Source organism: Cupriavidus sp. 30B13 (assembly GCF_049059565.2).
Classification (GTDB): Bacteria; Pseudomonadota; Gammaproteobacteria; order Burkholderiales; family Burkholderiaceae; genus Cupriavidus.
Genome location: NZ_CP188224.1, coordinates 196873 through 219349, shown reverse-complemented (window position 1 = coordinate 219349; position 22477 = coordinate 196873). Strand labels below are relative to the sequence as shown.

20 protein-coding genes are annotated in these 22477 nt (G+C 70.2%); 6 read left to right on the top strand and 14 right to left on the bottom strand.

Features of this window, described 5'->3' with window-relative positions:
• Positions 1-66: 66 nt before the first annotated feature.
• From ACKI2N_RS20350 to ACKI2N_RS20340, 3 genes are read right to left on the bottom strand one after another with little or no spacing between them, the layout of a single operon-like run.
• Positions 67-1053: a Bug family tripartite tricarboxylate transporter substrate binding protein gene (locus tag ACKI2N_RS20350; protein ID WP_420997472.1), complete on the bottom strand. Its 987-nt coding sequence runs from the start codon at positions 1051-1053 to the stop codon at positions 67-69.
• A gap of 41 nt (positions 1054-1094) precedes the next feature.
• Positions 1095-1517, bottom strand: coding sequence for an AtuA-related protein (locus ACKI2N_RS20345; protein WP_420997474.1), 423 nt, complete (start codon positions 1515-1517; stop codon positions 1095-1097).
• Positions 1514-2893: an acyclic terpene utilization AtuA family protein gene (locus ACKI2N_RS20340; RefSeq protein WP_420997476.1), complete on the bottom strand. Its 1380-nt coding sequence runs from the start codon at positions 2891-2893 to the stop codon at positions 1514-1516. The genes ACKI2N_RS20345 and ACKI2N_RS20340 overlap by 4 nt, the downstream gene beginning before the upstream one ends.
• 186 nt (positions 2894-3079) lie before the next feature.
• Between ACKI2N_RS20340 and ACKI2N_RS20335 the strand changes: the two genes are divergently transcribed.
• Positions 3080-3976 carry a LysR family transcriptional regulator gene (locus ACKI2N_RS20335; protein ID WP_420997478.1) on the top strand — a complete coding sequence of 299 codons (897 nt, stop codon included), beginning with the start codon at positions 3080-3082 and terminating at the stop codon, positions 3974-3976.
• 15 nt (positions 3977-3991) lie between these two features.
• On the opposite strand, the gene ACKI2N_RS20330 is transcribed toward ACKI2N_RS20335, so the two are convergent.
• From ACKI2N_RS20330 to ACKI2N_RS20300, 7 genes are all read right to left on the bottom strand, one after another.
• Positions 3992-4750, bottom strand: a complete 759-nt coding sequence (locus ACKI2N_RS20330; RefSeq protein WP_420997479.1) for an SDR family oxidoreductase — start codon at positions 4748-4750, stop codon at positions 3992-3994.
• 895 nt (positions 4751-5645) lie between these two features.
• Positions 5646-6158 carry a DUF1269 domain-containing protein gene (locus ACKI2N_RS20325; protein WP_420997480.1) on the bottom strand — a complete coding sequence of 171 codons (513 nt, stop codon included), beginning with the start codon at positions 6156-6158 and terminating at the stop codon, positions 5646-5648.
• Positions 6159-6400: 242 nt separating this feature from the next.
• Positions 6401-7816 carry an acetate kinase gene (locus ACKI2N_RS20320; RefSeq protein ID WP_426990922.1) on the bottom strand — a complete coding sequence of 472 codons (1416 nt, stop codon included), beginning with the start codon at positions 7814-7816 and terminating at the stop codon, positions 6401-6403.
• A gap of 228 nt (positions 7817-8044) precedes the next feature.
• Positions 8045-9277 (bottom strand): hypothetical protein, encoded by a 1233-nt coding sequence (locus ACKI2N_RS20315; RefSeq protein ID WP_420997483.1) that lies wholly within the window; start codon positions 9275-9277, stop codon positions 8045-8047.
• Positions 9278-9286: 9 nt separating this feature from the next.
• Positions 9287-9982 (bottom strand): C39 family peptidase, encoded by a 696-nt coding sequence (locus ACKI2N_RS20310; protein ID WP_420997485.1) that lies wholly within the window; start codon positions 9980-9982, stop codon positions 9287-9289.
• Entirely contained in the window at positions 9979-10422 is a 444-nt protein-coding gene (locus ACKI2N_RS20305) for a hypothetical protein (protein WP_420997486.1), read from the bottom strand. The genes ACKI2N_RS20310 and ACKI2N_RS20305 overlap by 4 nt, the downstream gene beginning before the upstream one ends.
• Before the next feature lie 195 nt (positions 10423-10617).
• Positions 10618-12141, bottom strand: a complete 1524-nt coding sequence (locus ACKI2N_RS20300; protein WP_420997487.1) for a hypothetical protein — start codon at positions 12139-12141, stop codon at positions 10618-10620.
• A gap of 664 nt (positions 12142-12805) precedes the next feature.
• On the opposite strand from ACKI2N_RS20300, the gene ACKI2N_RS20295 reads away from it, so the two are divergent.
• Genes ACKI2N_RS20295 through ACKI2N_RS20280 form a run of 4 tightly spaced genes read left to right on the top strand, consistent with a single transcriptional unit; the run spans position 12806 to position 16518 of the window.
• Positions 12806-13585 carry a GntR family transcriptional regulator gene (locus tag ACKI2N_RS20295; protein ID WP_420997489.1) on the top strand — a complete coding sequence of 260 codons (780 nt, stop codon included), beginning with the start codon at positions 12806-12808 and terminating at the stop codon, positions 13583-13585.
• Between the two features lie 52 nt (positions 13586-13637).
• Positions 13638-14702, top strand: a complete 1065-nt coding sequence (locus ACKI2N_RS20290) for a tripartite tricarboxylate transporter substrate binding protein (protein WP_420997491.1) — start codon at positions 13638-13640, stop codon at positions 14700-14702.
• Positions 14699-16006, top strand: a complete 1308-nt coding sequence (locus tag ACKI2N_RS20285) for a 3-isopropylmalate dehydratase large subunit (protein WP_420997492.1) — start codon at positions 14699-14701, stop codon at positions 16004-16006. The genes ACKI2N_RS20290 and ACKI2N_RS20285 overlap by 4 nt, the downstream gene beginning before the upstream one ends.
• The gene (locus ACKI2N_RS20280) at positions 16003-16518 is read left to right on the top strand and encodes a 3-isopropylmalate dehydratase (RefSeq protein ID WP_420997493.1); all 516 of its coding nucleotides are present in this window, start codon (positions 16003-16005) and stop codon (positions 16516-16518) included. The genes ACKI2N_RS20285 and ACKI2N_RS20280 overlap by 4 nt, the downstream gene beginning before the upstream one ends.
• A 19-nt stretch (positions 16519-16537) precedes the next feature.
• Here the strand turns inward: ACKI2N_RS20280 and ACKI2N_RS20275 are convergent, their stop codons facing one another.
• On the bottom strand, positions 16538-17233 hold the full coding sequence (locus ACKI2N_RS20275) for a phosphoribosyltransferase (RefSeq protein WP_420997540.1): 696 nt from the start codon (positions 17231-17233) through the stop codon (positions 16538-16540).
• Between the two features lie 435 nt (positions 17234-17668).
• Here ACKI2N_RS20275 and ACKI2N_RS20270 point away from each other — a divergent pair, with 435 nt between their 5' ends.
• A complete protein-coding gene (locus ACKI2N_RS20270) occupies positions 17669-17851 on the top strand; it encodes a hypothetical protein (RefSeq protein ID WP_420997494.1) in 183 nt (60 codons plus the stop codon).
• Between the two features lie 141 nt (positions 17852-17992).
• On the opposite strand, the gene ACKI2N_RS20265 is transcribed toward ACKI2N_RS20270, so the two are convergent.
• The 3 genes from ACKI2N_RS20265 to ACKI2N_RS20255 form a co-directional block, all read right to left on the bottom strand.
• The gene (locus tag ACKI2N_RS20265; RefSeq protein ID WP_420997496.1) at positions 17993-18169 is read right to left on the bottom strand and encodes a CsbD family protein; all 177 of its coding nucleotides are present in this window, start codon (positions 18167-18169) and stop codon (positions 17993-17995) included.
• Positions 18170-18561: 392 nt separating this feature from the next.
• On the bottom strand, positions 18562-20208 hold the full coding sequence (locus ACKI2N_RS20260; RefSeq protein ID WP_420997497.1) for an EAL domain-containing protein: 1647 nt from the start codon (positions 20206-20208) through the stop codon (positions 18562-18564).
• Complete coding sequence (locus tag ACKI2N_RS20255; RefSeq protein WP_420997499.1) at positions 20205-22298, bottom strand: ATP-binding protein; 2094 nt, start codon at positions 22296-22298, stop codon at positions 20205-20207. The genes ACKI2N_RS20260 and ACKI2N_RS20255 overlap by 4 nt, the downstream gene beginning before the upstream one ends.
• Positions 22299-22477: the final 179 nt, after the last annotated feature.

The window sequence follows — 22477 nt, the reverse complement described above, 5'->3', positions numbered from 1 at the left end:
AGCCGGGCTGGCCAGCGCAACAACGCAACAGCGCAGGCCGGCAGGCCCGGCCCCTGCTCTAGAAAATCATTCCGGCTGGATATTGGCCGCCTTGATGATCTTGCCCCACTTGGCCGATTCCGCCGCCTGGAACCTGGCCAGCTCCGCGGGCGTGCTGGTGAACACGTCCGTGCCGGTGGACTGGTAGAAGCTGGCCGCGGTCTCGCTCTTCGCCGCCTTCACCAGCATCGCGTTGAGCTTGGCGACCACGGGCTGCGGCGTCCTGGCCGGCGCGTAGGCGGCGAACCAGTAGCTCATTTCGTAGCCCTTCACGCCGGCTTCGTCGATGGTCGGCACGTTGGGCGCCAGCGGCGAGCGCGTCTTGCCCGACACGCCCAGCGCCTTGAGCTTGCCGCTCTTGACCTGCGGCAGGCCGGTGGCGGTGTCGGTGATCATCATCTGGATCTGGTTGCCGAGCAGGTCGGTCACCGCGAGCGGGTTGCTCTTGTACGGCACGTGCAGCAACTGCACCTGCGCCATCTGCTGGAACAGCTCGCCGGCGATGCGCGACGAGGAGCTGCCGCTGCCGAAGCTCAGCTTGCCCGGCTCCTTCTTGGCCAGCGCGATGAAGTCGCTCACGCTGTTGACCGGCAGTTGCGGGTTCACCACCATGATCTGGCCGCCGCGGCCCAGCGCGCTCAGGGGCGCGTAGTCCTTGACCGGATCGTAGGGCAGCTTCTTGAACAGGTGCTCGTTGGCGGCGTGCGTGGTGTTGGTGGTGATGAGCACCGTGTAGCCGTCCGGGCTGGACTTGGCCACGTCGCTGGCGGCGATGAAGCCGTTGGCGCCGGGCTTGTTGTCGACCACCACCGTGACCTTGGCATCCACCGTGATGGACTGTCCGATCGCGCGCGCGAGCTGGTCGGTCGCGCTGCCCGCGGCGAACGGCACCACGAAGCGGATCGGCTTGTCCGGAAACTCCGCGTGCGCCGGCCCCGCCAGCAGCGCGAGCGCGGCGGCGGCGATGCCGGTGGCCGCCCTGAGGGCGGGAGCGGGCTTGGTGTATGCGGACATCTTCATCTCCAGTTGGAATTCTGATTCGTTGCGGGTTGTGGTTATGGATGGTGCGGCACGGATGGCGAAGCGGACCGGCCGGCGCCGGCCAGGCGCGGCGGCAGGGGAATCTGAAGCTGCAGCAGCAGGAAGGACAGCGCCTTGCCGTGCGTGTCGAGGTTGAGCGCGTCGTTGACGCCGCCGTCCAGCACGCCGTCGATGACGAAGTTCATGGCTTGCAGCGACGGCACCAGGTAGCGCCTGACCGACGCCGGCTGGCGATGGCGGAACAGCGCCGCCACCGCGTCCTCGGTGACGTGGGCCGCGAGATGATCGAAATCGCGCGGGTCGTAGGCGATCACGCTGATGTTGGAGCGGTCGCCCTTGTCGCCGGTGCGACCGTGCGCGAGCTGGTAGAGGGCGATGCTGTCGGCGGTCGTGGTGGCGGTGGCGGTGGCGGTGGCGCTGGTGTGGGCAGGGTTCATGGCAGCAAGGTATGGCTGGCGGTGACGGCGCCGCGCGGCACCAGGCAGGACATGGCGTTCAGGCGCGCGCGCAGCGCGGTGCGCACGCCGCCGCCGCCGGCGGGGCCGCAGGTGTAGAGCGCGTTGACTTCGCGCAGCAGCGCTTCGGCCACCGGCTTGTCCTCGTGCGCGAGCGCGGCGCGCAGGCGCACGTCGCGGGCCTGCGCCTCACCGGGCTGGGTCTGCTGCACCAGCTGGCCGGCGTCGTCGGCGAATACGCTGCACACGCCGATCAGGTCGAAGCGCATCGGCACGTCGTGGCCCAGCAGGCGCATGCGCTTGCGCACGATGTCCGCCGCCAGGCGCGCGCGCGCCGCGGCGTTGGGGCCGGCGTAGGAGATCTCGCCCTCGGCGATCCAGCCGCCCTCGCAGAACAGGTTGGCCTTGAGGTGCTCCGGCCGTTCGCGGCCGCGCACGTTGCGCACCGCCACGCGGTCGGGGCCGAGCTGCTCGACGGTGGCCGCGCTGATGTCGGCGACCACGTCGGGCGTGAGATAGGCGGCGGGGTCGTGCACTTCGTACAGCAGTTGTTCCTTGACGGTGCGCAGGTCCACGCAGCCGCCGGTGCCGGCGGCCTTGCCGACCTCGATGTTGCCGTCGGCATCGAGGCGCACGATCGGGTAGCCGACCGCGTGCACGTCGGGCACGTCCTTCATGCCCGGATCGGCGAAATAGCCGCCGGTGACCTGGGCCCCGCACTCGAGCAGGTGGCCGGCCATGGTGGCGCGCGCCAGGCGGTCCCAGTCCTGCCACGACCAGCCGAAATGCGCCATGGCCGGGCCCACGGCCAGCGCCGGGTCGGCCACGCGGCCGCAGACCACCACCTGGGCGCCGTCCGTCAGCGCGTCGGCAATGCCGCGCGCGCCGAGATAGGCGTTGGCGCAGACGAAGCGCGCCTCGGGAAAGCCGCCGCCGACGATCTGCCGCAGCAGCGCGCGGCCGGCATCGTGCGAGAGATCGTCGCCCTCCACCACCGCCACGCGCGGCGGCGCGAGGCCGAGTTCGGCCGCCAGCGCGCGCACGCGCCGCGCGGCGGCGCGCGGGTTGGCCGCGCCGAAATTGCCGACGATGGGAATGCCGTGGGCCAGGCACAGCCCCAGCACCGGCGCCAGCAGCGCGTCGAGCAGCGGCTCGTAGCCGTGGGCGGGGTCGGCGCGCCGCGCGAGCTGGGCCAGCGCCAGCGTGCGCTCGGCCAGCGTCTCGAACATCAGCACGGCGGGACCGCCCGCGGCGATCATGGTGCGCACCACGGGCAGCGCGGCATCCGTGCGGTCGCCGGAAAAGCCGGCGCCGGAGCCGATCTGCAGGGTGGCGCTGGCGGGTACGGAAGCGGTCATGGGATGAGGCCTGGTGAAACGGGCGCGGGCCCGCGGTGCAAGGTCGGCGCCCGAAGGCGCCCTGCGCAGATTCTAGGGCCGGAGGGCAGCGCCGAAAAACGGATAATTTGGATTAATCTATCGGCTTTCCAGATAAAAAAGCCGGCCCCGGGAATGCGCCCTCGCGCCCCGCCGCCGCCTGCCGCGATGAACCTCTCCGTCAAGCACCTGCGTGCCTTCGTGGCGCTGGTCGCGCACCGCAACTTCACGCGCGCGGCGCAGGCCTGCCACCTGTCGCAGTCGGCCTTCAGCGCGCTGATCCAGACGCTGGAGGAACAGGCCGGCACGCGCCTGTTCGAGCGCACCACGCGCCATGTGGAACTGAGCGTGGAGGGGCGCCGCTTCGAAGAGGTGGCGGTGCGCCTGCTGGCGGATTTCGAGACCGCCTTCGCGGAACTGCGCGACCACGCCGAGCGCCGCAAGGGGCGCGTGTCGATCGCCGCGCTGCCCTCGCTGGCGGCGGGCGACCTGCCGCCGCTGCTGGCCGCGTTCCACCAGCGCTATCCGGGCATTTCCATCGAGCTGTTCGACCTGCTGGCCGACGGCTGCATCGAGCTGGTCCGGCGCGGCCGCGCCGACTTCGCGCTGGCGCCGGCGCCGGCGCAGGACAGCGACCTGCGCGTGGAGCCGCTGGTGGCCGACCGCTTCCACCTGGTGTGCCCGGCGGACCATCCGCTGGCGCGGCGCCGCCGCGTGGCACCGCAGGCGCTGGCGGGGCTGCCGTTCATCCAGTTGTCGCGCAACAGCAGCGTGCGCCAGCACCTCGACGCGGCGCTGCACCCGCTCAAGCTCAACGGCGTGATGGAGGTGGAGCACCTCGCCACGGTGGCGGCGCTGGTGGCGGCGGGGCTGGGCGTGACGGTGGTGCCGGCGCTGGCGCTGTTCCAGTTCCAGCAGGACGGCCTGGCGATCCGGCCGCTGCAGTTGCCGTCGCTGGTGCGCGACATCTGCCTGGTGCGGCTCAGGGAGCGCGGCGACTCCGCCGCCGCGGCGGCGATGATCGAAGCCGTGCAGGCGCACTTCGGGCGCGCCGGGCGCCGCTGAACGGCGCGGCGGCGCTCAGAAGTGCGCCAAGTAGCCGCCGTCCACCGCGAGCACGTGGCCGGTGACGTAGGACGCGGCCGGCGAAGCGAGGAACACCGCCGCGCCCGCGACCTCCTCCGGCTGGCCCCAGCGGCCCAGCGCGGTGCGCTGGCGCAGCCATTGCGCCACGCTCTCGTCGGCCACCATCGGCTGGTTGGGCTCGGTGGCGAAGTAGCCGGGCGCGATGGCGTTGACGGTCACGCCGTCACGCCCGAGGTCCGCCGCCATCGCGCGCGTGAGCGCATCGAGCCCGCCCTTGGTGGCGGGATAGAGCACGTCGTTGGCGCGCGCCACCTGCCCCGCGATCGAACTGACATTGATGATGCGGCCGTAGCCGCCGCGGCGCATCAACCGCGCGGCATGGCGGCACAGCGCATAGGGCGCGACCAGGTTGGTCTCCAGCATCTCGCGCAGGTCGGCGGCATCGAGATGCGCCATGTTGCTGCGGTTGCGCGCGCCGGCGTTGTTGACGAGGATATCGAGGCGGCCATGGCTTGTCTCGATGTTCGCGAAGGCCGCCGCGACGGCGGCTTCATCGGTGATGTCGAGCACCAGCGGCTCGGCGCCGCCGTCAAGCCGCGCCACGGCCGCGTGCACGCGGTCGGCATTGCGGGCGGCGACGATCACGTGGGCGCCGGCCTGGCGGAGGGCGGTTGCGATGGCCAGGCCGAGGCCCTGGGCGCCGCCGGTGACCAGGGCCAGGCGGTTGGTTAGGGAGAAGGGGGAGGTAGTCATTTTGTGACTATACCTCAGGGGGGATATGGGGGGCGTGGTTGGTTTCTTATTTTTTTATTAAAATTTTAATCTCTTAATTACTTTTTTATTTTTTTAAAAAATTTAACTTCAAATTCAAAGTCAACTTCAAAGTCAAAGGCTTTCGCTCCCCCGGAGCGACCTACTTTCTTTTTTCCGAAAAGAAAGTAGGCAAAGAAAGCGGACTGCCTGGCCGGCAGGGGCAGAAACGTTGGGTTTCTGATTGTCTGGTGGTTTCGTGGTGGGGCCTGTGGTTCTGCTGGCATCCTGCCGTTACCGGTTCCACTCACCACGATCCTGCTGACGGTATTGGTTTCGGGGTCAGACCTATGATGGCGAGCGCACTGCCAGTTCGGCCATCTGCCGTTACCGACTTGGGCGGCCACGACATAGCACCCTCATGGTTTCGTGGTGGGCGTGGTGGACCGGGGCTACGTTTCAAACTGGAGCCACCGCGCCCACCACGAAACCAGTGCCAGTCCTATGACGTGGCATTCGCCCCGGTCGCGGCAGCAGCTTGAACGACCTGGGTCAACGCCATCATGCAGCGCCACCACGAATCGAACACCACCCGCGACGCCGCAGGCGAGCAAACCGGTAGCGTCAGCAGTCTTATCGAAGCCGTCGCGACCACCACGAAACCCAAATCAGATTTAAAGTCTGAGCGCCCAGCCTTCTGCAAGAATCGCTTTCTTTTGGTTACTTTTCTTTTCGAGAAAAGAAAAGTGACACTTACATGTGTGCGAATGGGCTACCAAGCCCAAGCCGCCAGGCCCACAGCGGCAAGCACACTCCAAAATACGCCAAAATAAACCAAAGCCCGAGCCGCCAAGGCCCACAACAGCCCGAACAAGAAAAAACCCACCAAGCAAACCCTTTAAGGAAAAGCCGGCACCGCCGGATCCATCCCCGCAAACCTCGCCTCCGGATGCGAAGCCTGCAACAGTGCCTCGATCTCCTCGATGCGTCCGCGCGAGACGTCGACCATCAACAGGATCTTCCCTTCTTCGATGTCTTTCTCGAACGCTTTGTGCCGGCTGTTCGGCGCCGAGCAGCCGATCATGCTCGAAGCCCATGCCCCGAACGCGGCGCCCAGCACGGCGAGCACGCCGACCAGGCCCCATTGCGGCGTGTCGCTGACGATCGGGAACAGGGCCACCAGCGCGCCGGCGATGATGCCGATGCCGCCGCCGACCATCAGGCCCATCTCGGCGGCATGCACGATGTCGGAGGTCTGGAACAGGTTGGCTTCGTGCAGGCCTGTCATGTCGGCGCCGTCGCGCGCGATGAAGTGGATGTGCTTGTTTTCGACGCGTGCCAGCAGCAGGTCGTCCATGGTGCGGCGGGCACTCTCCAGATCGGGCAACAACCAGAAGATGCGTTTGCGCATGACTGTCTCCTCGCTTCAGGTCACTCCAGGCCATTCTCGGGCCGTCCCGGCAGCGCTTTGCATGCGGAGTCGCCGTCACGCCGGCAAGGCCCGCCAGGCGAAGGTGCATCCGTATCCGCCCAGGGGACGGGTTCCTTCAGTTGTACGCCAGCCGCGTGGCCAGCGCAAGGCGGCCCCGGCCGCATGCCAGCCCGGCGTCACCCGGTGTTCCGCCATGTGCGCCACGCTGTGCGCGGCCGCGCTCAGAACGTGATCGGCAGCCGCACCGTGACGGTCAGGTTGGGGGTGTCGGCGGTCAGCCCCGCGCCGACCGAGACGTTGAGCGTGTAGCGGCTGTTGAAGCGGTACGAGTAGCCCACCAGCAAGGTGCCCTGCGTCACGCGCACGGAGCCCGCCACGGTCTGGCCGTTCTGCTTGGTCGGCCAGATGATGCTCTGGTCGTAGCCGATGCTGAACGACGCATGTTCGTTGAGCGACAGGCCGATGCCGAAATTGAAGCCGAAGATGTCGCCCGGGGCGATCTTGCCCAGGTTCTCGCGCTGGCCGTCGAGCACCAGGCGGCTGACGTCGTTGCGGGCGAAGTTGTGCAGGTAGCTGAAGGTGCCGAAGAACACCGCCGGGTCGCTCGGCAGCAGCCACGTGATGCCGGGCTGGATGGCCTGGAAGCCGGTGCCGGTGGGCAGGCCGAGCGGCAGGCCGGTGCCGGTGGTATTGCCCACGCAGCGGGTCACGCAGTCGGTCACCACGTCGAACGGGCTCTTGCCGGTGTTGGACTTGTAGCGCAGCCAGCCGACGAAGTACGGCATCTTCTCGTTGCCGTAGTTGAGCTGGTAGCGCAGTGTCGCTTCCACGTCGCCGAGGCCCTTGCCGCTGGCGTTGAAGACGTTGTCGACCGCGGTACCGGTAAACACCTCGCGGCTGACGGTGGAGCCGGAGCTCTGCACGTAGGGCACCTTGGCTTCGATTTCCAGCCGCTTGGTCAGGCCGTAGCGGAACGCCATGGTCTCGATGTAGGTCGAGGTCTTGACCTCGCGCACGTCGATCAGCCCGATCAGCAGCGCCGGGATGATGGTGTAGCCGACCAGCGCCACGCGGTCGTTGGACGAATAGCCGTACTGGAAGCTGGGCTCGACCACCAGCTTGCCCGCCGGCGTGAGCACGCCGGGCTGGTCGAAGATCGGCGCGATCGCCGGCGGCGCGGTCTTTTCCTCGGGCGGCCGGCCCACCGGCTGTTCGTCGCCGGCCTGCGCGAGCTGGGTCTGCGCGGCCTGCGCCGTGGCGGCCTGCTCCATCGCGGTGTTGCCGCCGTCCTGCGCGCCCGGCCTGGCCGGCGCGCTGGCGGCGTTGGTGGCCGCGTCCTCGCTCGTGCTGGCCGGCGCGGGGCCGGTGCCGGGCGCGCGCTGGCCGCCGCGCTTCCTGGCCAGCACGTCCGTGCCGAGCACGCTGCGCAGTTCGCGGATGGTGGCTTCCTGCTCCGCCATCGAGCGCTTCATCGCCTCGAGCACGGCGGCCTGCTCGGCCACCTCGCGCCGGAGCTGCTCCAGCTTTGCCGCGGCGGGTCCTTCGTCTGGTGGAGTCTGGCCTTGCGCCATGCTCCCGAGCAACAGCAATGTCGAGCATCCGGCCTGCCGGATGCCGCGCAGCGACCCTGTTTTCATTTCGCCTTCCTCCCCCGGTCGGCGGACTGTTTGGTGCAGGAGTCCGCAACCTGCTTACCGCATACAGCCTCTCTTCTTGCTTGTATTGCTCACTGCTTATTACCTACTGCTTATTACCTACTGCTTATTGCCTGCTGCTTGCCTGCTGCTTTTTTGCCTGCTGCCTGCTGCCTTTTCATCTGCTCCTTCTGCCATGTGCCCGCCTGTTTGCCGGCCGCCGGGCCGCCTTCACCGCAGGCCGGTGTTGCCGAGCAAGGCGTTGGTCAATGTCTGGTTGGCCACCTGCGCGCGGAATGCCTGCAAGGTGTTGACTCCCGCATTGATCGTCACCAGGTTCTGGATCGACTGGTTGTTCAGGGTGTTCTGGATCACCGTCGCCGGCGACCCGGCCAGGGCGCTGGCGGCGGCGCTGTTGCCCGCGCCGTTCTGTATCAGGCTCATGACGCCGTTGGTCGTCACGGTGGCCGCGCCCGCGGACACCATTGCCGCCGGCAGGCTGGTCATCGCGGTGCCCGCGGCGGCGGCGGCGTTGCCGCTGCTGCCGCTGCTGCCGCCGTTGCTGCCGTTGCTGCCGCCGGCGGTCGCCGGGTGGGAGGCCAGCGCGTTGTTGACCGTGGCGGCGGCCGCTGCCCCGGCCCCCGTGGCCACGCCCAGCGCCGCCGCCAGCCGCGTGGCCTGGTCGGTGGTGATGCGGCTCAGGTTGGGAATGGTCAGGCTGGTCGCCACCACCAGGTCGCCGTTGATGTACACGGCGCGCTGGATGCCGAACGAGACCTGCAGGTTGGAGCCCACGTCGAAGCCGCCGCGCAGGTCGTCGAGGCGGTCTTTCTCCACCGGCTTCCAGCTCGCCATGGTGCTGCGCGCAGCACGCACCGGCGGCGCCTGGCTCTCGGGATCGCGCGGCGCGCCGGACTGTACCGCCGCTGCCACCACGGCCTCGAGCGGGAGCGGCCGGGGTTGCGCGGCGCGCGGCGCGGGCGCTGGCGGCATCGACACCGGCACGGATGCGGCGGCATCGGGCAGGCGCGGCGCGGCGGGCGCCGGCAGCGCTTCCTGCGCCACCGCCGGCGGCGCCTCGCGCGTGTCCGCGGCGCTCGCGCTGGCGTCGTCGCCGTCCACGCCGTCGGCACCGGCCATGTCCGCGGCGTCGCGGCCGGGCTCCGGCGCCGGCGTTGCGGCTACGGTTTCCGCGGCCGCCATGGCCGGCGTGTCTTGCGGCGCCGGCGTCCGGCCGGACATGCCGTCCAGCGCCGCAGCCAGCGACGGGTTGACGGATTCCGCGGGCGCGGCGGGGCCGGCGGCATCGCTGGCGCCATGCATATCCGGCACCGGGAGCCCCGTGTTTTCGTCGGCCCGCACGTGGCCGGCGCAAGCCAGCCCGGCGCCGAGCAGCACCATCGCGGTGGCCGGACCGGCGCCACTGCGGCGGGACTGCGCGGGCTTCGAGGATGCCTGGAACATGATCGTTCCTTAGAAATCGCTACCGCCACGCGAGGGCATGACAGTGAAAAACAGACTATCCCGGTTGATACCCATGGAGTAAGGGCCGCTCGGCGCCACGCGCCAGTCGGCCGCCAGGTTGAAACGCGCGGATTCCTCGCGGTTGTGGATCACGAACAGCAACTGGCTGTCCCAGATGGATTCGAAATGCTCGCGCGAGATCGCGCGCGTGCCGAGCGCCGGATCGCCGATCAGCACGCGGTTGCCGTGGATGCCCTTGACCACCACGAAATGGTGGTAGCCGTTCTCGACCACCAGCACGATGGCCGGGATCTGGGTTTCTTCGAGCTTGGACAGGGGCAGCTCGTAGCCGTCGGCGAGAAAGCCGCGCGACTCGAGGAAGCGCTTCATGTCCAGCAGCGAGAAGCCCTCTTGCCGGATCTTGGCCTGGTCGCCGTTGACGTACATGTTGGCGAACACCACCTGCTCGGTCACCGGGTAGCCGTACTGGTAAGTAAGCAGCGTGGCCACCGCCGCCGAGCCGCAGCTGAAGTCGTACTGCTGGCGGATGGTGGTCTTGTAGCGCGCTTCCTTGAGGCTGGTGACGCGCACGCTGAAGAAATTGCTGCCGTCGGCCGGGACGATGGCATCGTCGGCGCGCGCCACCGGCGCGCCTGCCGCGGCCAGCGCGAGCGCGGCCAGCAATAGCAGCTTGCGCAGCGTCATGGCTTGAACTGGACGTTGATGATCGTGGCGTTCTGGATCAGCACGTTGGAGCCCGAGTTCTGGATCACGGTGGGCAAGCCCGCGGCGCTGGCGAAGGAGCCGTCGGCAATGCTGTTGGCGCCGCTCATGATGTGGCTCGCGCTGTTGTCGGCCACGGTGCCGGCCAGGCGCATGTCGTTGGCCACCAGTTCGGAGCCGCCGCGGATGCCGTCCAGCCGGTTGCTGGCGACCGGCTTGCCGAGGCCGGCGAACACGCCGCGCGCCGGCGCGGGGGCAACCTGATCCTGGAGCGCGGCGCCCGTGTTCATGGCGCTGGCGGCGTTTGCCGCAGGCGCTGCGGCCGAGGGCCCGGCGGGCAACGGGTCGGCCAGGGCTTGCAGGCCCGGCCAGACCAGGACGGCTGTCGCCATGACGGCGGCAGCAAAGCGGACCGATCGCATATTGGTGTCTCCTTCGGCCTCTTGCCTGCCGCCCCCATCCGGACGGGCAAGCGGGAGACGAGTGGACGCTTCGTCGAACGGGCATCCTCGCGCTGGCAACGCGCGGGGATGCCCTGAGTTGCCGGCTTGGGACCGTGCCGGCGGGGCGTGCGCGCGGGCCATCCACCCGCGCCGCGCCGCCGCCGCGCAACCGCCTTACTTGCCGACCGCCAGGTTGGCCTGGACGTTGACGCTTTGCTGCACCAGCGATGCCATACCGCTGTTCTGGTTGGCGATCATGATGCCCGCGGCCGACTGGCCGACGCTGCTCATCATGTTGGACATGTTGAAAGTGCCGGCATCGACGTAGTTGGTGCCGCCGGCGCCGCCGGCTCCACCCACCGCGCCATTGCCGACGCCGCCCGTGCCGCCATTGCCCACGCCACCAGCGCCGCCGGCGCCGGAAGTCGCGCCGAGCGCGCCCGAGCCTGCCGTCGCGCTGCCGTTGCTGGCCTGGGTCGAGGCGCCGCCGCTGCTGGCGTTGCCGCCATTGCCGCCATTGCCGGCCACGCTGTTTTGCGCGCCGCCATAGCCGCCCGTGCCGGACCCTGCGCCGCCGCTGGCCGTCGCCGCGCCGCCGTTGCCGGCACCGCCGTAGCCGCCCGTGCCGCTGCCGGCGCCGCCGGTCGGGCTGGCCGCGCCGGAGGTGGAGCTGCCGCCGTTGCCGCCGGTCGCGGTGCCGGTGCCGGCCGTGGTGGTGGTGGTGCCGGTCGAGCCTGCGCCGCCCGCGGCGGCCGTGCTGCTGCCGCTGCCGCCGCCGTTGCCGAAGAAGCCGCCGTCGCCGCCGCCGCCCGAGCGCGAGCCGCTGCTGCCGCCCAGGCCGGCTGCCAGGCCGCCGGCGCTGCCGCCGCCGGCGCCTGCGCCGCCGCCCCTGCCGGAGCCCGACAGGCTGGCGCCGAGCGCGTCGCCGCCGTAGCCCTTGCCGCTGCCGCCACCGGCGCCTACGCCCACGCTGGCGCTGAGCGCGCCGCCGCCGCTGCCCTTGGCATTGCCGCCGTCGCCGCCATTGCCCTTGGCGTCGCCGCCGCTGCCGCCATGGCCGGCGTTGGCGCTGCCGGCCGAGGCATAGCCCGCGGTGGCGCTGCCGTTGGTGGCGGAGCCGCCGCTGCCGCCGCCGCCGCCATTGCCGCTGTTGCCGCCATTGCCGCCCGAGCCGCCCTGGCCGGTCCCGCCATAGCCGGTGCCGCCCTTGCCGCCCCAGCCGCCATTGGCGCTGCCGTTGTTGGTGGCAACATTGCCGATGCCGTGGACCACGACGCCGGTGACCGCGCCCGACAGCTTGCTGATCGCGATGGCCTTGCTGCTGTTGAACGCGTTGCTGAAGTTGGCGGTGGCGGTGCTGCCGTTGTTGGCGCCGGCGTTGCCATAGCCTTCGTCGAAGGTCACCTTGCCCCGGTTGTCGGCGTTGGTCTTGTTGGTGGTCTTGTTGGAAGAGAAGCTCGAGGTCTTGCTCGAATTACTGGTGAAGTTGCTGGTCTTGTTCGATGTGCTGTTGTCCTGCCAGGCGCTGGAATTTTCGTTCGCCGAAGCGCCCCCGCCGGATTGCGTGGAGTTCGCAGTGGCCGTCTGCGTGTTGTCGCCGTTCCACTTGACGTCATTGTTGTTCGTCGGGTTGGCCATGGCCTGACCGCCGGCCCCAAGGGCTAAGGCAATCGCCGACGCAAGTAAGGTCTTTTTCATACAAAGCTCCCAGGAGGATTTCACAGCGGCTCGGCCTCTGGCCGCCGCTCGGGGAGAACAGCGGCTGGAGGTGCGGGTCCGGCCTTGCAGCCAAACCAGCCTCCCTTTCCGCATAATCGGTGCCAGCGCCATGCGGGCGCGCAGTAATCCCTTGAAATACAAGGGCTGCCAAGCATTCGCCTCAGGCCGGGAACCTTGGGCGCGCGGCCCATACACGTGCCGGCGCTGTGAGCCGCACACGACATGTCACACAGTTGTGACAGCGCGCATCGAACGTCACCGCGACCGGTTCTGCCAGGCGCAGGAATAATCACGGCCTGTCAGGCTCTTGAGGCGGTTTCTAAGGAAAACCCTTGGCGGCAAGCGCTGTATCGGGCCTGAAACAGGCGCCGCGGGCGGTGCGCTGGCCGCCGCACCGGGGACGGCGCGGGGCAAGCGGCGGCGTGCAGCGGACCGGCCGCGAAGGCCGCCGCGGAATGCTGCGGGGGCACAAACATTACGCCGACCGATTGCGGCGCACGCGGCATATGCGCTGCGTGCGCGCAACGATTGTGGCGGGTTCATGCGTGGAATCAGGCACAACTGCGGACATGACTAGGCTCTATGTCTGATTTAAAGTACATTAAGCCTATTGAAGACTTGTTACCCATACGCAAGGGAAACCATGAGTGAAGCCGTCGTTCCCCTGTATCACCAGATTTACGTGGTACTACGCCAACAGATCGTGGAAGGCCGGTTTGGCCAGGGCCCCTTGCCGGGCGAGATCGACCTCGCCAAGCAGTTTCACGCGTCGCGCGTCACCATGCGCCGCGTCTTCGACCGCCTGGTGCAGGAAGGCCTGGTGCGCCGCCATCGCGGCCTGGGCACCTTCGTCAATCCGCACCCGATCAAGCCGGTCACCGTGGGCGACCGCCCCGGCAGCCTGCTCGACAACATCATCGACATGGGGCAGAAGACCTCGGTCAAGGTGATCTCGATCGACGACGTCCACGCCACGCCGGAAGTGGCGGAGGCGCTTGGCCTGCAAGCCGGCGATCCGGTGGTCAAGGTGGTGCGGGTGCGCCACTACGGCAGCCGCCCGCTGTCCCACATCACCACCTACCTGCCGGCCGAGCTGGGCCGCGGCCTGACGCGCAAGGACCTGGAAACCACGCCGATGCTGCGCCTGCTGCAAGGCACGGGCGTGCAGCTCGGCCGCGCCAGCCAGACGTTGTCGGCCCGGCTGGCCGATGTGGTGGTGGCGCCGCTGCTGGACGTGCCCGTGGGCGGCGCGCTGCTGGCGGTGCGCCGCGTGGTGCTGGACAAGGCAGGCCGACCGGTGCAATTCCTGCTGGGCCAGTACCGCCCCGACCGCTACGAATACCGCATGGAGCTGTCCCCGGCCGGCGGCGACAGCGCCAACGTCTGGGTGGAGAGCGAGGCGCGCACGGGACTACGCGATTAGGCCGGGACGGGCGATACTGCGCGCTCCCGATCTTTCCCTGAAGGAATTCGCGATGCCAGCTCCCTCCATGGTCCGACCGCCGCTGCTCCACCGCCTCCTGCGCTTCCTGGTTTCCCCGCATTCCTCGCGTTTGCGCCGCGCGCGGCCTCCGCGCCCCACCGCGCTGCTGGCGCTGCTGGTCGCCGCCCTGGCGCTGGCGCCCGCGGCGGCAACCGCGGCGCAGATCGCCGGCGGCAAACCCATCCGCATCCTGGTCGGCGCGCCGGCCGGCGGCACCACCGATACGCTGGCGCGCACCATCGCCCAGGAAATGGCGCGCGAGCTGGACCAGAGCGTGGTGGTGGAAAACCGGCCCGGCGCGGGCGGCAACATCGCCGCCGACCTCGTCGCCAAGAGCGCGCCGGACGGCACCACCCTGCTGATGAGCTTCACCAGCCACACCATCAACGCCACGCTGTACAAGAAGCTGCCGTTCGACCCGATCGAGGACTTCACGCCGATCACGCTGGTCGCCAGCGTGCCGAGCGTGCTGGTGGCCACGCCCGGCCTGCCCGCCAACAACATCCCCGAACTGATCCGGCTGGCCAGGAGCCAGCCCGGCAAGCTGAACTTCGCCATCGGCTCGGTGGGCTCGTCGGTGCACCTGGCCGGCGACATGTTCAAGATGATGACCGGCACCTATATCGTCAATATTCCCTACAAGGGCACCGCGCCGGCCATCACCGACCTGCTCGCCGGCCAGGTGGACCTGATGTTCGCCAGCACCCTCAACGTGCTGCCCCACGTCAAGAGCGGCAAGCTCAAGGTGCTGGGCGTGACCAGCCCCGCGCCGCTGCCGCAGTTCCCGGGCGTGGCGCCGATCGGCAACACCGTCAAGGGTTTCGAGTCCAGCGCGTGGTTCGGCCTGTTCGGCCCGGCCGGGCTGCCGCCCGATGTCGTGCAGACGCTCTACCAGGCCGCCCGCAAGGGCCTGGACGCGCCCGCGGCGCGCAAGCGCCTGGAAGCGGACGGCGCGCAGCCGGTCGGCAGCACGCCGCAGGCCTTCGCGGCGTTCGTGCGCGAGGACGTCAAGCGCTGGGCCAGGGTGGTCAAGTACTCGGGAGCCACGCCCGAATGAAAACGCTCGCCGGGCCCGCCCCCGCGCCGGCCACGCTGGCCCAGAAACTGGTGGCGCGGGCCGCCGGGCTGGACGCGGTCACGCCGGGCACGGTGGTGACCTGCAAGGTGGACCTGGCCATGTCGCACGACTCCAGCGGCCCGCGCCGCGTGGCGCCGCTGCTGCGCGAGCTGGGCGCCAAGGTGTGGGACCCCGAGCGCTACGTGGTGGTGACCGACCACTACGTGCCCGCCGCGGATCCCGAGGCCGAGGCGATCGTGCGCTTCACGCGCGACTGGGTGCGCGAAGCGCGCCTGCCTCACTTCATCGACGGCAAGGGCATCTGCCACGTGGTGCTGCCCGAGCACGGCCATGTGCTGCCCGGGCGCTTCATCGTCGGCGGCGACAGCCACAGCCCCACCGGCGGCGCCTTCGGCGCCTACATGTTCGGCATCGGCGCCACCGAGATGGCGGGGGTGCTGGCCACCGGCGAGATCTGGCTGCGCGTGCCGCACACCATCCGCCTGCAGTGGGACGGCAGGCTCGGCGCGGGCGTCTGCGCCAAGGACATGATGCTGTTCCTGTGCGCCCGCCTGGGCCTGGGCGGCGGCCGCTACGAGGCCATCGAATTCGCCGGCGAGGCAGTCGCCGCGCTGCCGATGCAGGAACGCATGACGCTGTCCAACATGAGTGCCGAGCTGGGCGCGCAGACCGGCCTGATCGCGCCGGACGCCACCACCATGGCATGGCTGGCCGGGGCCGGCGTGCCGGGCGCCACGCTGGACGCCATCGCGCCGGCGCACTGGCGCACCGACCCCGGCGCCGCGCTGCTGGAGAGCCAGCGCTTCGACGCGGCCACGCTGGCGCCGCAGGTGGCCGCGCCCCATTCGCCGGCCAATACCGGCCCGGTGGGCGACGCGGCCGGCCAGGCGGTGGACATCGCCTACCTGGGCGCCTGCACGGGCGCCAAGCTCGAAGACCTGCGCATGGCGGCGAGCGTGCTGCGCGGGCGCCGCGTGGCGCCGGGCGTGAGCCTGCAGGTGGCGCCGGCCTCGCTGCGCGACCAGCAGCAGGCCGAGCGCGAGGGCACGCTGGCGGCCTTGCTGGACGCCGGCGCGCACCTGCTGCCCAACGCCTGCAACGCCTGCGCCGGCTACGGCGCGTCGCGCTTCGCCGCCGGCAGCCGCGCCATCGCCTCCACCGCGCGCAACTTCGCCGGCCGCATGGGCGACGGCGGCAGCGCCGTCTGGCTGGCGTCGCCGCTGACCGTGGCGGCTTCCGCCGTGGCCGGCCGGATCACCGACCCGCGCGAGATGCTGGCATGAACCCGGTCCCGCCCCCACTTCCGCCCGGCGGCCGCATCTGGCGCTTCGGCGACAACGTCGACACCGACCAGATGGCGCCGGGCGCCCATATGAAGGGCGGCATCGAGGAGATCGCGCGCCATTGCCTGGCCGCGCTGCGCCCGGAGTTTCCCGCCGCCGTGCGGCCGGGCGACTTCGTCGTGGCGGGGCGCAATTTCGGGGTCGGCTCGTCGCGCGAGCAGGCGCCGCAGGCGCTGCTCCAGCTCGGCGTGGCCGCCGTGATCGCGCCCTCCTTCGCCGGGCTGTTCTACCGCAACGCCATCAACCTCGGCCTGCCGGTGCTGACCTGCGCCGATACCTCGCGCCTGGCCGACGGCGGCCACGCCCGGCTCGACCTCGGCCAGCCCGCGCTGTTGCTGCCCGACGGCAGCCCGGTTGCCTGCGATCCGATTCCCGCGTTCCTGCGCGCCCTGCTGCAGGCCGGCGGGCTGGTGCCGCACCTGAAGGCCCGGCTGGCCGCGCAGCAGGGCTAGTGCCCGCGCGGGGCCGCGGTCACGCCGGCCGCCCGCACCCGCTCTCGCGCAGCAAGGCCGTGACCTCCTCGTCGGTGGTCTGGCGGAAATCCAGGTAGAAGGCGCCCACCGCGCCGAAGCTCGCCGGCACGTTGAGGCAGATCACCTGGTCCGCCGCCGTGCGCAGGCTGGCCTGCCCCTCCACCGAAGCCACCGGCACGGCCGCCACCACGGTGCGCGCGCCGGCGCCGCGCACGCCTTCCAGCGCGGCGCGCATGGTGGCGCCGGTCGCCACGCCATCGTCCACCACGATCACGGTGCGCCCCGCCATGGCCGGCACCGGCGCGCCGCCGCGGTAGCGCTGCTGGCGGCGCGCGATCTCGTCGAGCTGGCGGCCGCGCTCCGCGTCGAAAGCGCCGCTGTCGAGCGCGCGCCGGGTCCACGGGTCGTCATTGGTCACGGTATGCGGGCCGCCGCCGGCGGCGTCGCCCTCCACCACCGCGCCCAGCGCCAGCTCGGGATAACCGGGCGCGCCGATCTTGCGCACCAGCAGGATGTCCAGCCGGCCTTCGAGCAGCCGCGCCACCTCGAAAGCCACCGGCACGCCGCCGCGCGGCAGCGCCAGCACCAGCGGCGCCTCGCCCAGCGCCGCGGCGCCGTAGCCGAGCCCGGCCAGGTGCCGGCCAAGATAGACCCCCGCCTCGCGGCGATCGGCAAAGCACGGCGGCAACGGCATCGGGCGGGACATGGCCTGACCTCCGGGTTCGGTGGCGCGCGGTGGACCGCGGTGATGAACGACAGCGTGAGACGAGGAACTGCGCGGACAAGGCCAAATATAGGCGCCGCGGGCACGCGAATGAAGGCGGGTTTGCACGCGCCGGCCACGCGGGCGCGGAAATAAGCGTGCGGCGGCGGCTGCACGGCGCGGTCATGGCAGGCATTTCAGGTGATGCCTGCTGCGCGGATGGCCGCGATTGAATGCAATCCTGCAACAGTGTGTTTTGCCGGAGCTGGATTTTCTTTCCGGCGTAGTTGGCTACCATGGCCCGTACCGATGGCAGCCACACCGACACGCTGCCGTCTCCACGGCGCGGCCTTCCTCGATCAGGGCGGCGCGCAGGCATGACAGGCTTTTCGGCAGTGTCATGCGAAACACACAGCGAGAACCACCATGAGCACGCATCACAAATCCGCGCACGAAACCCAACGCACCGACGGCGCCGCGACCGACGCGAACAGCCTGGGCCTCGACATCCCGTTCGGCTCGCTCGAATCCGCCGCGCTGGCCGAGCTGCCGTACACCTTCCGCCCCGTCGGCACCTGCACGCGCTACTACAACGAGTGCTTCAGCTAAGCAAGCCAGGCAGCCCGGGCACGAACGGCAACGCCGCATGAAGTGCACCTGCCCAGGCGGCAGGCGCACTGCATGCGGCGTCTTGTTTTTGTTCTCTCTTCTTTTACTGGCTGTACTGGCTTCCTGCCGGGTCCGGCGCGCTCAGCGGGTCCGCTTGGCGTCTTCCCGGGCGTCCCCGTACGCGGCCTGGGTCTTGCCCGCGATCTGCTGTGCCTTGCCCTTGACCTCGGTGCTGGCGCGGCCGCTGACCTTGCCAGCCACTTCCTTCACCTTGCCCTTGGCTTCCTCGATACGGCCCTTGACCTGGTCCTTGTTCATGGTGTGCTCCGGTTGGCGGCGGTACAGGATGAACCGCCTTCTTGCGGCGGGCCGCGGCAAGCTGCCGTGCCCCGCGCCGCGCCCATCTGCATGAGCGGGAAGGCGCTGGAACCAGCTTAGGACGCGGCCCGGCCCGCCTCTGTCAGGCAGCGGCTGTAAGGCGTGTAGGACGGATGCCCGCCGGGCTGCGATGCCGGCGCCCAGGCCGGCGCGCAGGGAGTGGAAAACGAAAACCGGGGGAACAATGAAAAGAGCGCCTCGCGTTTAGTCACGAGGCGCTGGCCGGCAAGGGGATTCCCGGCAGGGAGTCGTATAGCCCGACGGGGAAGCAAGGCTATGGCTCGAATTCTATATCATTTTTTTCACTTCTGAATAGGGCGAGAATTTCATATTTACGTATCGAGCACCGCTTCGCGCGACGGGTCGTGCGGCTTGTGACTGCGCCATGACGGCACCGGCGGAGCGGGGGGAAGCGGCTCGAGGCGGGAGGGCAGCCATTCGCGCAGCGCATCCATCGTCATCGGGCGGGCAAAGAGGTAGCCCTGGCCCAGGCGCACGCCCTTGTCCGCCAGCGACGCGCGCTGCCGTTCGCATTCGATGCCTTCCGCCACCACCGCGAGATCCAGCGCCTGCGCAAAGCTGAGCGTGGCCTCGACGATCTGCTCGCTGACCTTGTCGCCGGGCTCGGCCTGCACGAACAGGCGGTCGAGCTTGAGGAAATCCACTTCGAAGCGCTTGAAATACGCCAGGCCGCAATAGCCGGTGCCGAAGTCGTCCACGGCCAGCTTGATGCCGCGCGCCTTGGCGCGCTGGATCGCGCTGCGCTGGTGCTCGGCCAGCGTGACCGCATCGCGCTCGGTGATTTCCAGCACCGGCGTCACGTTGGCCTGCAGCAGCGCGAACAGCGCCGAGTCGTCGGCCCAGAAGGCGGCGTCGTCGAAGTGCTCGGCGGTGATGTTCAGGGCGATGTGGAAAGCCGGCGCCAGCGTCAGCGAGGCGAACTCGCGCAGCACCTGCGGGATCAGGCACCGCGTCAGCGCCACCGCGAGGCGCTGGCGCTCGATCGCGGGGATGAACGCCTCCGGCGCGAGCAGCCCGCGCCGCGGATGATGCCAGCGCGCCAGCACCTCCACGCCCATGCACAGTCCGCTGTCGAGATCGACCAGCGGCTGGTAGTACGGCACGAATTCGCCCTGGCGCAGGCCGCGCCGCAGTTCCGCCGCGAACGAGCGGCGCGCGGCGCGGCGCGACTGCCACGCGCAGGCCGCCAGCGCGGCCAGCAAGCCGGCCAGCGGCGGCAGCAACAGGTACTTGAGGCCTTCGTGGAGGATCACGCTGCGGGGCGCGCTGGCGATCACGGCGATCGGATGCCCGGCCAGCTGGCGCACGTCGACGATCCCGCCCGTGCCGTGCCACACGGTGTCGCGCGGGATCAGCGCGGGCACGCCGGGCGCGCCGCCGGCGGCAAGCATGAAGCGCGCGCCGGCCACCTCGAGGCCGATGTCCGGAAAGCCCAGCCGGCCGGCGGACTGCACCATGTCGGCCAGGTAGCGGCCGTCCACCCACACCAGCACGCCGTGGCCGGGCGTGGTCCCGGAGAACACCGCCAGCGCCGTGCCCTTGCCGGGCCCGGCCGGCGCCAGCCGGTATTGCAGGCCGGGCCGCCAGGGCAGCAGGTCGTCCAGCGGCAGCGCTATGTCGCCGCGCACGGCCGAGCAATAGCGCATGCCGCGCGCGACCAGTTCCACGTCGAACACATAGGCGGTGTAGGCGCCCTGCTCCTGCAGCTGGCGCGCCACGCCGCGGCACGGCGCGCCGGCCAGCGCGCGGTCCTGGTGGGCAATGCCGAGCGTGTCGGCCAGCGCCAGCTCGAGGTTGTCGCGCAGCGCCGTCGAAGTTCTCTCCACCCGCGCGCGCGCATCGTGCGCGGCCATCAGCAGAACCAGCCACAGCGCCAGGCAGACACCCAGCAATGCCGCCGACGGGGCCAGCGGCCGCGCGCCATCCTGGCCCGGCATCTCGCGCCAGCAGCGCATCATGCGGCCGCCGCCGGCAGGCTGAGCGTCACCACGGTGCCCTTGCCGATCTCGCTGACCAGCGCGATCTGGCCCTGGTGCACCGCCACGATCTCCCGCACGATCGCCAGCCCCAGGCCATTGCCCTTGGCATTGCCGCGGCGGTTGGCCCGGTAAAAATTGTCGAACGCCATGCCTGCTTCTTCCTTCGTCATGCCGATACCTCGGTCCTCTACCCGCACCGACACCTTGTCGGGCTCTTGCTGCGGCACCGATACAGTCACGGTGACCTCATCCTTGCCGTCAGAGTACTTGAGCGCGTTTTCCACCAGATTGCGCACCGCCTGCGCCAGTTGCGCGCGGTCTCCCGACACGTACAGCGGCGCCTGCGCCACGCTCACGCGCACCCGCGCCTGCTCGGCGAAATCGCCGGCCACGGTGTCGCGCACCAGCGCGGCCATGTCCACGCGCTGGCGCTCGAGCGCGCCGCTGCTGCGCGCCTCGATGCGGGCCAGGTCGAGCATGTCGGAGAGCAGCTCGTTGAGTTGCCGGGCGCGCGCGTGGATGGCGTGATAGATGCCGCGGCGGCGCTCGGGCGGCACCACGTCCGCGCCGAGCAGCTCGGCATAGCCGGCGATGCCGGCCACGGGGGCCTTGAGCTCATGCGCGGCGGCCGAGACGAAATGCGATTTCATGCGGTCATGGCGCAGTTGCGAGGTGATGTCGCGCAGCACCAGCACCAGCCCGCCGCCGCTGGCGGCATGCACGATGCGCACCTCGTAGGCCGGCGACACCGCCATGTCGAACTCGATGATGCCGGCGAACTCCGCGCCCGCCTCCGCGCGGTCCAGCTCGGCCAGCAGCTGCTCGGCGCGGCAGGCCTGGCGCGCGGGCTGGCGGCCGCGGTAGAGCCAGTGGACGAACTCGCGCTGGGTGGCGCCGCGCAGACGCTGCAGCGACACGCCGAGCAGCTCGCACAGCGCGATGTTGGTCTCGTCGATCACGCGGTCGGCGCCGAACACCGCCACGCCATCCGGCATGGCCAGGAACAGCCCGCGCAGGTGCTGCTTTTTCTCGGCGAGGATGTCGCGCACCACGCGCTCGCGGTCGGCCAGCGCGGCCAGCTCGCGCAGCGCCGCGAGCTGGCGCGCCTGGAAGAACAGCACCAGCACCGTGACCAGCGCGGCGATGCCGACCGCCGCGCACAGGCGCTTGTGGTAGCTGGCCATCGCCGCGCGGCGGCTCACCCCCGCCAGCACGGCGAGGTTGCGCCCCGGCAGGCTCTGGATGGCGTAGATGCGCGCGCCGCCATCGTCCGCGCCGCCGCCGGCCACGCGGTCGCGCGCGCCGTCGGCGCCGATGCCGGCGACGGTGTTCTCGGGCGTGGCGGCCAGCGCGCGGCGCAGCGCGGAGCCGGGCATCAGCAACTGGCCCGGCTGGCGGCTCTGCTCGCTCCAGCGCGCGCGCACCACGAAGTCGTCGGTGCCGGCCAGCAGCACGGCGCCGGACGCCCCCAGCCCGGCACGCGCGTAGGCATCCGACAGGTAGCCCGGATCGAGCGCCACCACCACCACGCCGAGAAAGCGGCCGGTGCTTCTGGACACGATGCCCCTGGAAAGCTGGATCGACCACTGCCCGCTGGCCTGGCCGGCCATCGGCACGCCCACGTAAAGCGCGGGCGGCACGCGCTTGCCGTGCACGTCGAAGAAGCGGCGGTCGCCGAAGTCCGGCGGCGCGGCGCCGGCGCTGGTCGATGCCCGCAGGATGCCGGCATGGTCGAACACGGAGACGTCGAGAAAGGGCTCGACCACCAGGGTGCCGCTGCGTGCCCACTGCGCCAGCGGCGGCGCGGGGCCGCGCTCGGCCACGGCGGCGCCGACCCGCGATGCGAGGTGATCGGCTTCGGCCAGCGTGCGCTCGGTCTGTTCGCCCAGCATGGCGGCAACGCGCGCCAGGCTGGCATGGACATGGCGCATCTCGGTGGCGCGGTCCCACAGCGCCCAGGCGGCCAGCGAGGCCCAGACGCCGATGACGATGACAACACCTGACCAGAACGGATGTCGCGCGGATCGATATGGGCCTGCCAATGCCTGTCGGTAGATTTCCAGGCTCATGGGAAAGCTACCAAAAAACCAGAATATTATTCGTCACAGCCGTGAATCCCAGCCTTCGATACGCGCGTGCGCCGGACAACCGGCGCCGGCTCGCGCCATTCCTATGACCCTGCGCACCTATCCTCGCGCGGTGGTGGGCCGCGCGCGCTCCCCGGTGCAGCTGCCCTTGGGCGTGCCGG

Bases quoted from the DNA above. Each gene is read 5' to 3' on its own strand.
- ACKI2N_RS20350 (WP_420997472.1), bottom strand. From the start codon at position 1,053: ATGTCCGCATACACCAAGCCCGCTCCCGCCCTCAGGGCGGCCACCGGC.
- ACKI2N_RS20345 (WP_420997474.1), bottom strand. From the start codon at position 1,517: ATGAACCCTGCCCACACCAGCGCCACCGCCACCGCCACCGCCACCACG.
- ACKI2N_RS20340 (WP_420997476.1), bottom strand. From the start codon at position 2,893: ATGACCGCTTCCGTACCCGCCAGCGCCACCCTGCAGATCGGCTCCGGC.
- ACKI2N_RS20335 (WP_420997478.1), top strand. From the start codon at position 3,080: ATGAACCTCTCCGTCAAGCACCTGCGTGCCTTCGTGGCGCTGGTCGCG.
- ACKI2N_RS20330 (WP_420997479.1), bottom strand. From the start codon at position 4,750: ATGACTACCTCCCCCTTCTCCCTAACCAACCGCCTGGCCCTGGTCACC.
- ACKI2N_RS20325 (WP_420997480.1), bottom strand. From the start codon at position 6,158: ATGCGCAAACGCATCTTCTGGTTGTTGCCCGATCTGGAGAGTGCCCGC.
- ACKI2N_RS20320 (WP_426990922.1), bottom strand. From the start codon at position 7,816: ATGAAAACAGGGTCGCTGCGCGGCATCCGGCAGGCCGGATGCTCGACA.
- ACKI2N_RS20315 (WP_420997483.1), bottom strand. From the start codon at position 9,277: ATGTTCCAGGCATCCTCGAAGCCCGCGCAGTCCCGCCGCAGTGGCGCC.
- ACKI2N_RS20310 (WP_420997485.1), bottom strand. From the start codon at position 9,982: ATGACGCTGCGCAAGCTGCTATTGCTGGCCGCGCTCGCGCTGGCCGCG.
- ACKI2N_RS20305 (WP_420997486.1), bottom strand. From the start codon at position 10,422: ATGCGATCGGTCCGCTTTGCTGCCGCCGTCATGGCGACAGCCGTCCTG.
- ACKI2N_RS20300 (WP_420997487.1), bottom strand. From the start codon at position 12,141: ATGAAAAAGACCTTACTTGCGTCGGCGATTGCCTTAGCCCTTGGGGCC.
- ACKI2N_RS20295 (WP_420997489.1), top strand. From the start codon at position 12,806: ATGAGTGAAGCCGTCGTTCCCCTGTATCACCAGATTTACGTGGTACTA.
- ACKI2N_RS20290 (WP_420997491.1), top strand. From the start codon at position 13,638: ATGCCAGCTCCCTCCATGGTCCGACCGCCGCTGCTCCACCGCCTCCTG.
- ACKI2N_RS20285 (WP_420997492.1), top strand. From the start codon at position 14,699: ATGAAAACGCTCGCCGGGCCCGCCCCCGCGCCGGCCACGCTGGCCCAG.
- ACKI2N_RS20280 (WP_420997493.1), top strand. From the start codon at position 16,003: ATGAACCCGGTCCCGCCCCCACTTCCGCCCGGCGGCCGCATCTGGCGC.
- ACKI2N_RS20275 (WP_420997540.1), bottom strand. From the start codon at position 17,233: ATGCCGTTGCCGCCGTGCTTTGCCGATCGCCGCGAGGCGGGGGTCTAT.
- ACKI2N_RS20270 (WP_420997494.1), top strand. From the start codon at position 17,669: ATGAGCACGCATCACAAATCCGCGCACGAAACCCAACGCACCGACGGC.
- ACKI2N_RS20265 (WP_420997496.1), bottom strand. From the start codon at position 18,169: ATGAACAAGGACCAGGTCAAGGGCCGTATCGAGGAAGCCAAGGGCAAG.
- ACKI2N_RS20260 (WP_420997497.1), bottom strand. From the start codon at position 20,208: ATGATGCGCTGCTGGCGCGAGATGCCGGGCCAGGATGGCGCGCGGCCG.
- ACKI2N_RS20255 (WP_420997499.1), bottom strand. From the start codon at position 22,298: ATGAGCCTGGAAATCTACCGACAGGCATTGGCAGGCCCATATCGATCC.